Annotated in this window: 11 protein-coding genes; 6 read left to right on the top strand and 5 right to left on the bottom strand. The window is 69.3% G+C overall.

The genetic code is table 11. From position 1 onward, the window contains the following. Positions 1 to 73: 73 nt before the first annotated feature. On the bottom strand, positions 74 to 1,045 hold the full coding sequence (locus H074_RS37290) for an ATP-binding protein (RefSeq protein ID WP_007035281.1): 972 nt from the start codon (positions 1,043 to 1,045) through the stop codon (positions 74 to 76). Between the two features lie 134 nt (positions 1,046 to 1,179). Here H074_RS37290 and H074_RS37295 point away from each other — a divergent pair, with 134 nt between their 5' ends. Both H074_RS37295 and H074_RS37300 read left to right on the top strand, forming a co-directional pair. Continuing rightward, positions 1,180 to 2,589 carry an RNB domain-containing ribonuclease gene (locus tag H074_RS37295; protein WP_039924478.1) on the top strand — a complete coding sequence of 470 codons (1,410 nt, stop codon included), beginning with the start codon at positions 1,180 to 1,182 and terminating at the stop codon, positions 2,587 to 2,589. After that, on the top strand, positions 2,586 to 3,347 hold the full coding sequence (locus tag H074_RS37300) for a helical backbone metal receptor (protein WP_007035283.1): 762 nt from the start codon (positions 2,586 to 2,588) through the stop codon (positions 3,345 to 3,347). Before H074_RS37295 ends, H074_RS37300 begins: the two co-directional genes overlap by 4 nt. 56 nt (positions 3,348 to 3,403) lie before the next feature. Here the strand turns inward: H074_RS37300 and H074_RS37305 are convergent, their stop codons facing one another. Continuing rightward, positions 3,404 to 4,834, bottom strand: a complete 1,431-nt coding sequence (locus H074_RS37305) for an aldehyde dehydrogenase family protein (protein ID WP_007035284.1) — start codon at positions 4,832 to 4,834, stop codon at positions 3,404 to 3,406. Then, positions 4,831 to 6,162, bottom strand: a complete 1,332-nt coding sequence (gabT, locus tag H074_RS37310; protein ID WP_007035285.1) for a 4-aminobutyrate--2-oxoglutarate transaminase — start codon at positions 6,160 to 6,162, stop codon at positions 4,831 to 4,833. Before gabT ends, H074_RS37305 begins: the two co-directional genes overlap by 4 nt. A gap of 109 nt (positions 6,163 to 6,271) precedes the next feature. On the opposite strand from gabT, the gene H074_RS37315 reads away from it, so the two are divergent. Beyond that, complete coding sequence (locus H074_RS37315; RefSeq protein ID WP_039924480.1) at positions 6,272 to 7,744, top strand: PucR family transcriptional regulator; 1,473 nt, start codon at positions 6,272 to 6,274, stop codon at positions 7,742 to 7,744. Here the strand turns inward: H074_RS37315 and H074_RS37320 are convergent. Together H074_RS37320 and H074_RS37325 are read right to left on the bottom strand one after the other, a co-directional pair. Continuing rightward, positions 7,728 to 8,462 (bottom strand): cache domain-containing protein, encoded by a 735-nt coding sequence (locus tag H074_RS37320; RefSeq protein WP_007035287.1) that lies wholly within the window; start codon positions 8,460 to 8,462, stop codon positions 7,728 to 7,730. The two genes, H074_RS37315 and H074_RS37320, sit on opposite strands and share 17 nt — an antisense overlap. A 32-nt stretch (positions 8,463 to 8,494) precedes the next feature. Next, positions 8,495 to 9,238: a FadR/GntR family transcriptional regulator gene (locus H074_RS37325; protein ID WP_039924483.1), complete on the bottom strand. Its 744-nt coding sequence runs from the start codon at positions 9,236 to 9,238 to the stop codon at positions 8,495 to 8,497. A 157-nt stretch (positions 9,239 to 9,395) separates the two neighbouring features. Between H074_RS37325 and H074_RS37330 the strand changes: the two genes are divergently transcribed. The 3 genes from H074_RS37330 to H074_RS37340 are packed head-to-tail and all read left to right on the top strand — an operon-like array spanning position 9,396 to position 13,167. Further along, positions 9,396 to 10,817, top strand: coding sequence for a gamma-aminobutyraldehyde dehydrogenase (locus tag H074_RS37330; protein WP_007035289.1), 1,422 nt, complete (start codon positions 9,396 to 9,398; stop codon positions 10,815 to 10,817). 20 nt (positions 10,818 to 10,837) lie between these two features. After that, positions 10,838 to 11,935: an ABC transporter ATP-binding protein gene (locus H074_RS37335; RefSeq protein ID WP_039924490.1), complete on the top strand. Its 1,098-nt coding sequence runs from the start codon at positions 10,838 to 10,840 to the stop codon at positions 11,933 to 11,935. A gap of 26 nt (positions 11,936 to 11,961) precedes the next feature. Next, a complete protein-coding gene (locus tag H074_RS37340) occupies positions 11,962 to 13,167 on the top strand; it encodes an ABC transporter substrate-binding protein (protein ID WP_007035291.1) in 1,206 nt (401 codons plus the stop codon). The last annotated feature ends 107 nt before the right edge of the window (positions 13,168 to 13,274 follow it).

The following is a 13,274-nucleotide window of genomic DNA, read 5'->3' on the forward strand; positions in this document are numbered from 1 at the left end:
TCAAGATCACTAGCAGAGGCCCGACCCATACCCGCAACCGGCATCAAAGACAGGCTCTTACCACTCACGAGCCTCAAACCGATTCGCAGCTCAGGCGCCCTGCCGGACCCAGCACGAACTCCGGGTCCACCTGTGCCGTGAGGTCCTCGCCGGCCCGCCCGCTGCCCCATGCCCGCGCGTTGCGGAGGTGGAACTCGACGCCCTGGCGCTGATAGCGGGCCCAGTCGCGCCGCTCGCCGTCGACGGTCGCGAGCATCGCGCCCAGCGTCTGAAGGTTGTGCGCCTCGAGTTCGCCGATCGGGCGCGCGCGGCCGCGTTCGGCGGCGCGGACGTGGCGCGAGTTCTCCATCCAGCCCAGCAGGGCGTCGCCGACCTCTTCGCGCAGGAACTCGATGTCCTCGTCCTCGGTGACCTTGTTGCCCACGACGACCAGTCGCACCCCGAAATCCCGCGCGTAGTCGGCGTACTGCCGGTACACGCCGACGCTGCGCACGGTCGGCTCGCACACCAGGAACGTCACGTCGAAGCGTGTGAACAGGCCGGACGCGAACGCGTCGGCGCCGGCGGTCATGTCCATGACCACGTATTCACCCGCGTCGTCGATCATGTGGTTCAGCAGCAGTTCCGCCGCGCCGACCTTGGAGTGGTAGCAGGCGACACCGAGGTCGTCCTCGTCGAATTGCCCGGTGACGCCGAGCCGCACGCCCCCGAACTCGCGGAAACACGCCTGGAAGATCGGGTTGTCCTCGAACGGCCGGACCAGCCGCGACCCACGCCCCGGCGGCGTCGTCTTGATCATCGAAGCCGCGTCGGCGATCCGCGGGTTGTCGCCGCGCAGGTATTCCTTGATCAGGCCCATGTTGTCGCCCAGTGTCGGCCACGCGATGGCCTCTTCCTCGCTCGCGCCGAGCGCGACGGCGAGGTGCTGGTTGATGTCCGCGTCGATCGCCAGTACCGGTTTCCCGGCGCCGGCCAGGTACGCGGTGAACAGCGACGCCAGCGTGGTCTTGCCGCTGCCGCCCTTTCCGACGAATGCGATCTTCACGCCACGGCCCTTCCTGTCGTTTTGAAAAGGGTATCGGTTTTCATTTCGGTCCGTAACGTACACCCGACCGGCCCGCACCCGAACGAGCGATCAACGGCGCCGGATCGGGATAGGGTTGGGTGGTGCCTCCACTCGTGATCAGGACACACGCGGCCGGAGGGGACTTCGGTCACCTGCGGGCCGAGTTCTCGCTGCCGGAGTCGTTCGGGCCCGACGTGCTCGCCGAGGCGGAGGCGGCGGTCGTCGACCCGCTCGAGTCGGCGGGGGAGCGCGAGGACGCCACCGGTCTGCCTTTCGTCACCATCGATCCGCCCGGCGCCAAGGACCTCGACCAGGCGGTGCTGATCGAACGCGCCGAAGGCGGTGGGTTCCGGGTCCACTACGCGATCGCCGATCTGGCCGCGTTCATCCCGCCGGGTGGCGCGCTCGACAGGGAGGCGCGGCGCCGCGGGCAGACGCTCTACCTGCCCGACGGGAACGTCCCGCTGCACCCGCCGGTGCTGTCCGAGGGCGCGGCGAGCCTGCTGCCGGGGGAGACCCGGCCCGCCGTGCTGTGGACCATCGACGTCGACGCGAGCGGCGAGCCGACGGCGACCAACGTCCGCCGGGCACTCGTCCGGTCCACCGGGCAGTTCGACTACGAGACCGTCCAGGCCGCGATCGACGCGGGCGACCCGCATCCCTCGGTCGCCGCGCTGCCGGAACTGGGCCGCGTGCGCCGCGAACTCGCGATCCGGCGCGGCGCGGTCGAACTGCAGTTGCCGGAGCAGGAGATCAGCGGCGACCCCGACGGCGGCTGGGCGCTGATCCAGCGGCCGCGCAACGACGTCGACGCGTGGAACGCCGAGATTTCGCTGCTCACCGGCATGGCCGCGGCCAAGATCATGATCGACGCCGGGATCGGCGTCCTGCGCACCTTGCCCCAGCCCGATGCCGAGGCGGTCGAGTGGCTGAGCCGGTCCGCGCAGGCGCTGAACATCGGCTGGCCCGAGGGCAAGAGCGTGTCGGAGTTCCTGGCCGCGCTCGATCCCGGCCAGCCGGCTTCCATGGCCCTCTTCGCCGACACCACAAGGCTTTTGCGCGGCGCCGGGTACACCGCGTTCGACGGCGAACTGCCCGCCTTGACCACGCACGCCGGGATCGGCGGTGCGTACGCCCACGTCACCGCGCCGATCCGGCGGCTGGTCGACCGGTTCGCCACCGAGATCTGTCTCGCCGTGAGCGCCGGACGCGAAGTACCCGAGTGGGTTCGCGCGGCGCTTTCGGAGGTGCCGGAGCAGATGTCCGCGTCCGACACGCTGGCGGCCAAGGTCGAACGGGCTTCCATCGATCAGGTCGAGGTCTGGGTGATGGCCGAGCACATCGGCGGCGAGTTCAGCGCGATCGTGCTGCGCGCGGACGAGACGAAGGCCGAGATCCTGGTGGAGGATCCGCCGGTGATGTCCAAGTGCACGGGCGAAAAGCTGCCTGAAGGCGAGCGGATCCGCGTCCGGCTCACGGCGGTGGACGTCGACAAGCGGAAACTGTCGTTCGAGCGGGCATGATCGACGACCTCGGTGAAGTGGTCCCGCTGCGCGAACCGGCGTCGCGGGTGGTCTCGCTCGTGCCGTCGCTGACCGAGGCCGTCGAGGTGAGCGCGCCGGGAAGGCTCGCGGGCGCCACGGATTACTGCACCCATCCGGTCGATCTGGACGTCCCGAGGGTGGGCGGCTCGAAGTACCCGAACGTGGACAAGGTGCTCGAACTCGAACCGGATCTGGTGCTGGCCAACTCCGAGGAGAACCGGCCGGAGGACGTGGAACGACTGCGCGCCAACGGGATCTCGGTCTGGGTGATGAAAGCGTCGGCGACCGTGCCCGGCGCGCTCGCCTCGATCCGGCGGATCCTGACGCAGGCCTACGACCTCGCCGAGCCGGAATGGCTGGTCGAGGCCGAAGAAATCTGGCGGGAAACCCTGCCCGGGCGTTTCCGGGCGGTCGTGCCGGTCTGGCGGAAACCGTGGATCGTGCTCGGCAGGGATACCTTCGGCGGCGACGTCCTGCATCGCGTCGGAATCGGCAACGCCTATGCGGACGACGAAGAGCGCTACCCGCGCCCGAAGCTCGACGAGCTCCAAGCGCGCTTCGCGACCGGAGAGGCGAACCTGCTCGTATTGCCCGACGAGCCCTACGAGTTCACTGCGGACGACGGCCCCGAAGCGTTCCCTGGCGCGAAGCACGTGCTGGTCTCCGGGCGCTATCTGACCTGGTACGGCCCTTCGCTCGTCGAAGCCCACGCCCACCTCATGCAATTAGGCACCTGATTGCGATAGTCCGTGCGCCGAACCATCGCAACCAGGTGCCGAATTGCGAGGAAGCGTCAGAGGGTCAGGCCGGTCAGGACGGTGACGCGTTCCTCGGTGAAGTCCGCCATCGCCGACGCCGGGCCCTCGCGGCCGACACCGGAGTCCTTCACGCCGCCGTAGGGCATCTGGTCGGCCCGGAAGCTCGGAACATCACCGACGAGCACGCCGCCGACACGCAGCTTCGCGGACACGTCGAACGCAGTCGGCAGGTCGCGCGTGAACACGCCCGCCTGCAGGCCGAAGCGCGAGTCGTTGATCCGGCGCACACCGTCGTCCACCGACTCCACCCGCGTGATCGACACGACCGGCCCGAAGACCTCGTCGGCCATCACCGACGCGTCCTCCGGCACGTTCGCGAGCACCGTCGGCTCGACGGTCGCGCCGTCGCGCTTCCCGCCGGTCAGCAGTTCGCCACCGGCGTCGACGGCCGCGGCGACCCAGGACTCGACGCGCTCGGCGGCCGCGGTGTTGATCAGCGGTCCGACGTCCACGCCGTCCGTCCGCGGGTCGCCGGTCCCGAGCGCGCGCACCTGCTCCAGCACCTTCGCCCGAAGCTCGTCGTAGACGTCGGCGTGCGCGTACACGCGCTGCACCGAGATGCACGACTGGCCCGCCTGGTACATCGCGAACGTCGCGATCCGCTGCGCCGCGAAGTCCAGGTCCGTCCAATCCGGACAGACGAGCACCGCCGCGTTTCCGCCGAGCTCCAGCGCGACGTGCTTGCGCGGCACGCTGTCCCGGATGCCCCAGCCCACCGGCACGGAGCCGGTGAACGAGACGACCGGCAGCCGCGGGTCGGCCACCAGCCGAGCCGATTCCTCGTTGCTCACCGGGAGGATCGACCAGCTTCCGGCGGGCAGGCCGGTCTCGGCGAGAATCTCGCCGAGCAGCAGCGCGGTCAGCGGCGTCGCGGGCGCGGGCTTGAGCACGATCGGCGCGCCGACCGCGATCGCCGGCGCGACCTTGTGCGCCACCAGGTTCAGCGGGAAGTTGAACGGCGTGATGCCCAGCACCGGGCCCTTCGGCACCCGGCGCACCAGCGCGAGCCGTCCGATGCCGCCCGGGTCGGTGTCGAGCCGCTGCAGATCACCGGAGAACCGGCGCGCCTCCTCGGCGGCCCAGCGGAACGTCGACGCCGCGCGTCCGATCTCGCCGCGCGCCCACTTCAGCGGCTTGCCGGACTCGGCGGTGATCAGCTGCGCGATCTCTTCGGACCGCTCACCCAGAACTCGGGACACGTGGTCCAACGCGCCCGCCCGGACGTGTGCGGGCAGCGTCGCGAACTCGTCCTGGACGTCGTGCGCGGCCTGGACAGCGGTCTCGATGTCCGAAGCGGACGGAACATGGTGCGACCCCGCCTCGCTTCCGTCGAAGGAGTGACGGACGACAACGGTCTCGTCGCTGGTGACCGGCTTTCCGGCTACCCAGTAAGGGAATGGGGTCACTTGGATGCCTCCGTGCGGACAGCGTGCTCGAGGACGGACAGTCCCTCGTCGAGCAGTTCGGTGGTCAGGGACAGCGGCGGCAGCAGGCGGACGACGTTGCCGTAGGTGCCGCAGGTGAGGACGACGACGCCTGCCTGGTGGCAGGCCTGCGCGACCCGCTTGGTCAGGTCGGCGTCGGGTTCGGTGGTGCCCGGCTTCACGAACTCGGCGGCGAGCATCGCGCCGCGGCCGCGGACGTCGCCGATCACGCCGGTCTCCTCGGCCAGCGCCCGCAGTCGCGGCAGCACCGTGTTCCCGATGCGTTTCGCCGACGCCGCGAGGTTCTCCTGGCGCATGGTCTCGATCGAGCCGAGCGCCGCGGCGCACGCGATCGGGTTACCGCCGTAGGTGCCGCCGAGCCCGCCCGGCGGGACGGCGTCGAGCAGTTCCGCGCGGCCGGTGACGGCGGCGAGCGGCAGCCCACCCGCGATGCCCTTCGCGGTGGCGATCAGGTCCGGAACGACGTCTTCGTGCGTGGACGCGAACCACTCGCCGGTGCGGCAGAACCCGGTCTGCACTTCGTCGGCGACGAACACGACGCCGTTCTCGGTGCACCAGCGGGAAAGCGAGGGAAGGAAGCCGGGAGCGGGCTCGATGAAGCCGCCCTCCCCCTGCACCGGCTCCAATACGACGGCCGCGACCTGATCGCCGCCGATCTGCTTCTCGATGCGGTCGATGGCGATCCGCGCCGCTTCGGGACCGGACAGACCGTCGCGGTACGGGTACGACCCCGGCACGCGGTAGACCTCGGGCGCGAACGGACCGAAACCGTGCTTGTAGGGGACGGACTTCGCGGTCAGCGCCATCGTCAGGTTGGTCCGGCCGTGGTAGGCGTGGTCGAACACGACGACCGCCTGGCGCCCGGTCGCGGCGCGCGCGATCTTCACCGCGTTCTCGACGGCCTCGGCGCCGGAGTTGAACAGCACCGAACGCTTCTCGTGTGTTCCCGGAGTCAGCTTGTCGAGTGCTTCACACACCTCGACGTACCCCTCGTACGGCGTGACCATGAAACACGTGTGCGTGAACCGGCCCACCTGCTCGCGGACCCGGTCGACGACGGCGGGGGCGGCGTGGCCGACGTTGGTCACCGCGATGCCGGAACCGAAGTCGATCAGGACGTTGCCGTCCGCGTCGGTGAGCAGGCCACCCTCGGCCGAGGTGACGTAGACGGGCAGCACCGAGCTCACACCCGCGGCGACGACGGCCGCGCGTCGCTCCTGCAGGGCGCGCGAGGCGGGGCCGGGGATCTCGGTGCGCAGCCTGCGCTGGGTCTCGGTGGTGACGGTCACGGCCAAACTCCTGCGGGCGCGAGGGACGGGGTCGCCCTCCAGGATGAGAGCCGCATCGGGCGGCGTCAGCTCGACATCTTGTCGATATCGAGGCGTAGAGTTGGACAACATGGCACTGACTCTCGCCGCCCTCGTGGCCGAACGCCCGCTCGGCCTGCGCGTGCGCGCGGCGGAGGCGGGGCTCGGCCGGGCGATCGGCTGGGTCCACCCCACCGAACTGACCGATCCGCAGGCCTTCCTCGAAGGCGGCGAACTGCTGCTGACCACCGGCCTCGCCCTCGATGAGACCACGTCACCCGGGTACATCCGGAGACTCGTCGACGCGGGCGTGGCGGGTCTCGGTTTCGGAGTCGGCCTCAGCCACGAAAGCATCCCGCGGTCCCTTGTGGACACCGCGGAAGAGGTCGGGCTCCCGGTGCTCGAAGTGCCGAGGAAGACGCCGTTCATCGCGATCACGCGCGCGGTTTCCAGCGCGGTCGCCGCCGACGAGTACGCCTCGCTCGTACGCACCGGCAAGGGACAGCAGGAACTGACCAGGACGGCCGTCGGCAAGGGCGGTCCCGGTGGGGTGGTGCGAAAACTGGCGAAGCTGGTCGACGGCTGGGTGCTCCTGCTCGACTCTTCGGGTGCGATCACCGAGGCTTCGTCGGCATCCGCGCGCCCTTTCGCCGACGAAATCCGGGAAGACCTCGCGCGGCTGCGCGCGGGCACGCTGGTGACGGTGGCGGGGGACTACGAGATCGTCCTGCAGACGCTCGACACCCGTGCGCGGGGCGTGCTCGCCGTCGGCACCCCTGAGCCGCTCGACGCCGCGGGCCAGCACATCGTCAACACCGCGGTGTCCTTGCTTTCCCTTGCCCTGGAACAGAATCGTGAGCACATCGGTGCCTTGCGCCTGCTGAGGTCGGGACTGTGCGACCTGCTTGCCGCGGGGCACAGCGAACTCGCGACGCGGACGATGAAGTCGCTCTGGGGCGGCGTTCCGGAAGCGCCGTGGTCCGTTCTGGTCGTCGCCGGTACCGCGGGCGCGCGCCGATCGCTCGCTGACGCGCTCGACGCCGAAGTGACCCGGGAGAAGTTGTTCTTCGGCGAGTCCGGGGCGTTCGTGGTCGCGCTCGGCGACGTGGAGGCGGTCGCCCGGCAGGCTTCCCGGATCGGCGGCCTGCACGCCGGGCTGTCCGAACCGGTGTCCACAGTGGACTTCCCGGCTGGGCTCCGGCAGGCGAAGCAAGCGGCGGAAGTGGCCAAGGCCGAGCGATCCCCGCTGGTCCGGTTCGCGGAGCACGCCGGGCGCGGATTCCTGGAGATGGTCGATTCCCAAGCGGCGCAAGCGTTCGCGGACAGCCTGCTGGCGCCGCTGCGGCAACACGACGAAACGGGCCGGGGCGAACTGGTCGCCTCGCTGACCTGCTGGCTCGAACACCACGGTCACTGGGATCTGGCGTCCGCGCGGCTCGGCGTCCACCGGCACACCTTGCGCAACCGCATGCGCAAGGTCGCCGAACTGACCGGCCGGGATCTCGATTCACCCGGGGTGCGCGCCGAATTCTGGGTCGCGCTGCAGGTCAGCGCTCGGACCTGACCAAGGCGATCGGTGAGTCCCCGCAGCGCCGCAGGTGCGTGCCGGTCTCCGTCGTGACCGGCGCCGCGCCGGAGGACCACCATGCCGGGACGTCGACCTCGCGGACCAGCGACCCGGTCGCCTGCCGCGCGTTGTTCGACACGATCACCCGGCCCTGCGCGTTGACCAGTGCCGCTCGTCCGCCGAGTGCGCGCAGCTTCGGCTGCAGCAGGCGCTCGACCTCGCGCACGTAGATGTCCGCGCCGACGACCCCCGCGAATGCCCCGCCGCGCTGGACGGGAACGGTGAAGGTCAGCGTGTACTCGTCGGTGCAGAGGTAGTCGACGTACGGGCCGTTGATGTGGCGGCGGCCGGTGTCACGCGGGACGGTGAACCACGACTGCCTGGTGTAGTCGAGGAAGTTGTCGCTGCCCGGATCGAGGCTGATGACGAGCCGCACCGGCTCGGCGTCGCCGGTCTCGGTCCACCATTCGAAGCCGAATTCCTGATCGGCCAGCGTGTTCGGGGCGCTGATGAACCCGGCGCCGACGACCAGCCCGCCGAGAACGTCGAAGACCTGCGGCCGGAGCCGGGTCAGGTCTTCGGCGGTGGCATCGGCGGATGTGGCCAGGAGCCCCTCGGCGCCGGCCAGAACCGGCTTCAGCCGGCCGAAGACGTCCTCGACCAGTGCGGATACCTGTTCGACGACTTCGGAACCGGCGGACGGTGTGTCGTTCAAGATGCTCACCTCGGATGCGCGGATGCCGCAGCTTAAGGGGCCAGAAGGTCTAAATGCACGTCCGCCAGCCGGTCTATCGCATCAAGGATGTGCTCCTCGGTGAGCTTCCTGGCAAGCTCGCCGTCACCCTGGGCGATCGCGGCGGCGATCGCGCGGTGTTCGGCGTAGGCGTTCTCGCGGGTGCCGTGCGGTTCGAGCGGCAGCCAGAGCAGCCCGCCGCGCTCGCTCTGCAACTGCACTTCTTCCCTGGTCAGCCGGGGCGACTGGGCGGCCGCGGCGACTTCGAGATGGAACTGGCGCTCGGCGCGCGACGCCTCCGCGCCGGTGGCGGTGCGGATGTCCTCGGTCGCCAGTTCGAGCCGCTCGATGTCTTCGGGCGAACTCCGTTCGGCGGCGAGTTTGGCCGCGGCGCCCGCGATGGCGAGGTAGTGATCGCCGACGTCGCGAAGCTCGGACAGCGAAACCGTGCGAAGACGCTCTCGCCACGAAGCGGTCGAAGGGTTGGCAGGCGTCTTCACGAAGCTTCCGCCGCCTCGGCCGCGTCGCGTCTCGACAAGCCCCTGCTGTCGCAAGGCCACAAGCGCTTCGCGGACCGTCACGGTGGAGACGCCGAACTGGGCAGCCAGCTCGGCTTCGCTCGGCAGTTGTTCCGAGTCGGCCAGCAGCCCGAGCGTGATGGCGTCGACCAGCCGCGCGGTGACCGCTTCCGCCCGGCCGATCTGGTCGAGCGGCGCGAACATCGCTGATCGCGCGCTGTGCGACATCCCCTTACGCATGGTGGCCCTTCGCCCGAACTACTACCTGATGGAACCAATCTTGCCCCATCGTCTTGTCATTTAACATCTGGACTTATATGTTTCAGCTCTCTCGCCGCCCCAAAAGGGAGCAAGGGACCTTTGCTATCGCCTCACGCCCCCAGGCCCTGGAGGTCTCGTGCAGCAGTTGAAGCACTTCATCGGCGGTGAGTACACCGGATCCGCGTCGGACGCGGTCGCCGACATCGTCGATCCCGTCACCGGCCGCCCGTACTGCACCGCCGCCGTCGCCGGCCCTGAGGATGTCGACCGCGCGCTCAAGGTCGCGGCCGCCGCCTTCGAACACTGGCGTGAGACCACGCCCGCGCAGCGCCAGCTCGCGCTGCTGAAGATCGCGGACGCCGTCGAAGCGCGCGCGGACGGCATCGTGCTCGTCGAATCGGCGGACACCGGCAAGCCGGTCGCGCTCACCGCGGCCGAAGAACTGCCGATGATCGTCGACCAGTTGCGGTTCTTCGCGGGGGCCGCGCGTGTCCTCGAAGGACGGTCGGCGGGCGAGTACATGGAAGGACATACCTCTTTCGTCCGCCGAGAACCGATCGGCGTGTGCGCGCAGGTTACGCCGTGGAACTATCCGCTCCTCATGGCGGTCTGGAAGATCGCTCCGGCGCTCGCCGCGGGGAACACCGTGGTGCTCAAACCGGCCGACACGACGCCCGCGTCGACCCTGCTCCTCGCCGAGATCTGCGCCGAATTCCTGCCACCCGGCGTGCTCAACGTGATCTGCGGCGACCGCGACACCGGCCGGGCGCTCGTCGAGCACGAGATCCCCGCGATGGTGTCCATCACCGGCTCCGTGCGCGCCGGGATCGAAGTCGCCGCTTCGGCCGCGAAGGACGTGAAGCGCGTACACCTCGAGCTCGGTGGTAAAGCGCCCGTAGTCGTCTTCGCCGACGCCGACATCGAAGCGGCCGCGGAAGGCATCGCCGCCGCCGGGTACTTCAATGCGGGCCAGGACTGTACGGCGGCGACGCGTGTCCTGGTCGCCGGCGAAGTCCACGACGCGTTCGTCGCGGCCCTCACCAGGCAGGCGCGGGCGACCACCACCGGCAAACCCGACGACACGTCGGTCAGCTACGGACCGCTCAACAACGCCGCCCAGCTCGACCGGGTCGCCGGTTTCGTCGACCGCCTGCCCGCGCACGCGATGGTCCACTGTGGAGGAAAGCGGCATGGGGACGAGGGTTACTTCTACGAACCGACGGTGATCTCCGGCGTCCGCCAGGACGACGAGATCAGCCAGACGGAGATCTTCGGCCCAGTCATCACCGTGCAGCGTTTCGAGAGCGAAGCCGAAGCGCTCGCCGCGGCCAACGGCGTCGAGTACGCGCTCGCGTCGTCGGTGTGGACCACCGACCACCAGCGGGCGATGCGGCTGGCCGCAAAGCTCGACTTCGGCTGCGTGTGGATCAACACGCACATCCCGCTGGTCGCCGAAATGCCGCACGGCGGCTTCAAGAAGTCCGGCTACGGCAAGGACCTCTCGCTCTACGGCCTCGAGGACTACACCCGCGTCAAGCACGTGATGAGCGCGCTGTGACGACCACCGAAAGGCACACCATGCCTCATCAAGTGCCCACCGCCTCCGCCGAGGGGGAGCAAGGGACCTTTGCTATCACTTCCGCAGGTGGAGGCGGCATTCCGGCCATCCGGATACGCGGGTTGCGCAAGGAGTTCGGCCAGGTCCACGCGGTCGACGGCGTCGACCTCGACATCCCGCCCGGCGAGTTCTTCTCGATGCTCGGCCCGTCCGGCTCCTGCAAGACGACCGTGCTCCGCATGATCGCCGGCTTCGAACTGCCGACGGCGGGCACGATCGAACTCCACGGCCGCGACGTCAGCCGCCTGGCACCCTTCGACCGCGACGTCAACACCGTCTTCCAGGACTACGCGCTCTTCCCGCACATGACCGTGCGGCAGAACGTCGAGTACGGCCTCCGGGTGAAACGCGTTCCCCGCGCGGAGCGGCGTCAACGCGCGAAGGAGGCTCTCGACACTGTCCGGCTCGGCGAGTTCGGTGAGCGCAAACCACACCAGCTCTCCGGCGGCCAGCGGCAGCGGGTCGCCCTCGCCAGGGCGCTGGTCAACCGGCCGAAGGTGCTCCTGCTCGACGAACCGCTCGGCGCGCTCGACCTAAAACTGCGCCACACCATGCAGACCGAGCTGAAGCAGATCCAGCGCGAGGTCGGCATCACCTTCATCTTCGTCACCCACGACCAGGACGAGGCCTTGACGATGAGCGACCGCATCGCGGTGTTCAACGCCGGCCGCATCGAACAGGTCGGCTCACCGGTCGAGGTCTACGAACGGCCCGCGTCGGCGTTCGTCGCCGGATTCGTCGGCACCTCGAACCTGCTCAGGGGCGGCGGCGCCGAGAACATCATCGGCAAACCCGGTGTGTTCAGCATCCGCCCCGAAAAGATCCGCATCGACGCCGATCTCTCGAAATCCGCCGAGGTCGGCGAGACCAGCGCCACCGGCACCGTCACCAACACCGTCTACGCCGGCGCGACCGTGCGCTACGAGGTCACCCTCGACGCCGGCGGCCAGCTCTCCGTGGTCCGGCAGAACACCGCCGAGCCCGCGGACTTCGAGGGCGGCCGCGTCCGCCTGAGCTGGCGGCACGAACACAGCTTCCGCGTCCCCGACGCCGGTTAGCCTCCCCAGCACCGAAAGGTTGTTCAATGAAGAACAGGAAACTCGCGCTCGCCTGCCTGCTCGGCGCCGGTCTGCTCGTGGCCGCCTGCGGAACCTCCGGATCCAGCTCGAACACCGCCGCGCCCGGCGGACAGGGCTTCACCCCGCCGAAGCTCGACGCGCTCGCGCAGCTCGGCCAGCCGGAAGGCCAGGTCAACGTGCTGGCCTGGCCCGGATACGCGGAGAACGGCTCCAACGACCCGGCCATCGACTGGGTCACCGGGTTCGAGAAGGAGACCGGCTGCAAGGTCAACGTCAAGGCGTTCGGCACCTCCGACGAGGCCGTGAGCCTGATGAGGACCGGACAGTACGACGTCGTCTCCGCCTCCGGTGACGCTTCGCTGCGGCTCATCGCGTCCGGAGACGTCGAACCGGTGAACACCGCGCTCGTGCCGAACTACGCGGACGTCTTCGACTTCCTCAAGAACCGCCCGTGGAACAGCGTTGGCAACGTGTCCTACGGTGTGCCGCACGGCTGGGGCGCGAACCTGCTCACCTGGCGCACCGACAAGGTGACCCCGGCTCCGACGTCGTGGTCGGTCATGTTCGACGCGAACAGCCCGTACAAGGGCAAGATCTCCGCGTACGACTCGCCGATCTACATCGCCGACGCGGCGCTGTACCTGCAGACGCACAAGCCCGAACTCGGTATCAAGAACCCGTACGCCTTGGACGACAAGCAGTTCCAGGCCGCCGTCGACCTGCTCAAGCAGCAGCGGCCGATGGTCGGGGAGTACTGGTCGGACTACCTGAAGGAAAGCCAGGCGCTCAAGAGCGGCGACGCCGTCGTCGGCACCGCCTGGCAGGTGACGGTGAACTTGACCAAGAGCGAAGGCGCGCCGGTCGAATCCGTACTGCCGTCCGAAGGCGCGACCGGCTGGTCGGACACCTGGATGGTGTCGGCGAAGTCGCCGCACAAGACGTGCTCCTACAAGTGGCTGAACCACATCGTCAGCCCGAAGGCGAACGCTCAGGTCGCCGAGTACTTCGGTGAATCGCCCTCGAGCCCCAAGGCGTGCGCCGAAACCAAGAACAAGGCGCACTGCGAGACCTACCACGCCGGTGACGCCGCGTACGCCTCGAAGATCCAGTACTGGACGACGCCGATCACGCAATGCCTCGACGGCCGCACCGACGTCAAGTGCAAGGACTACGGCGAGTGGACCCGCGCCTGGACCGAGATCAAGGGCTGACCTCCCGAACTCCGGGAGCGGCCGGTGGGCCCCCCACGCCAGCCGCTCCCGGTCCCATCCCCCGCAAGCCCGGACCCCGCCCCACCACCACCCTCAACGGACAGGCT

Origin of the sequence: Amycolatopsis decaplanina DSM 44594 (genome assembly GCF_000342005.1) — a bacterium.
Classification (GTDB): Bacteria; Actinomycetota; Actinomycetes; order Mycobacteriales; family Pseudonocardiaceae; genus Amycolatopsis; species Amycolatopsis decaplanina.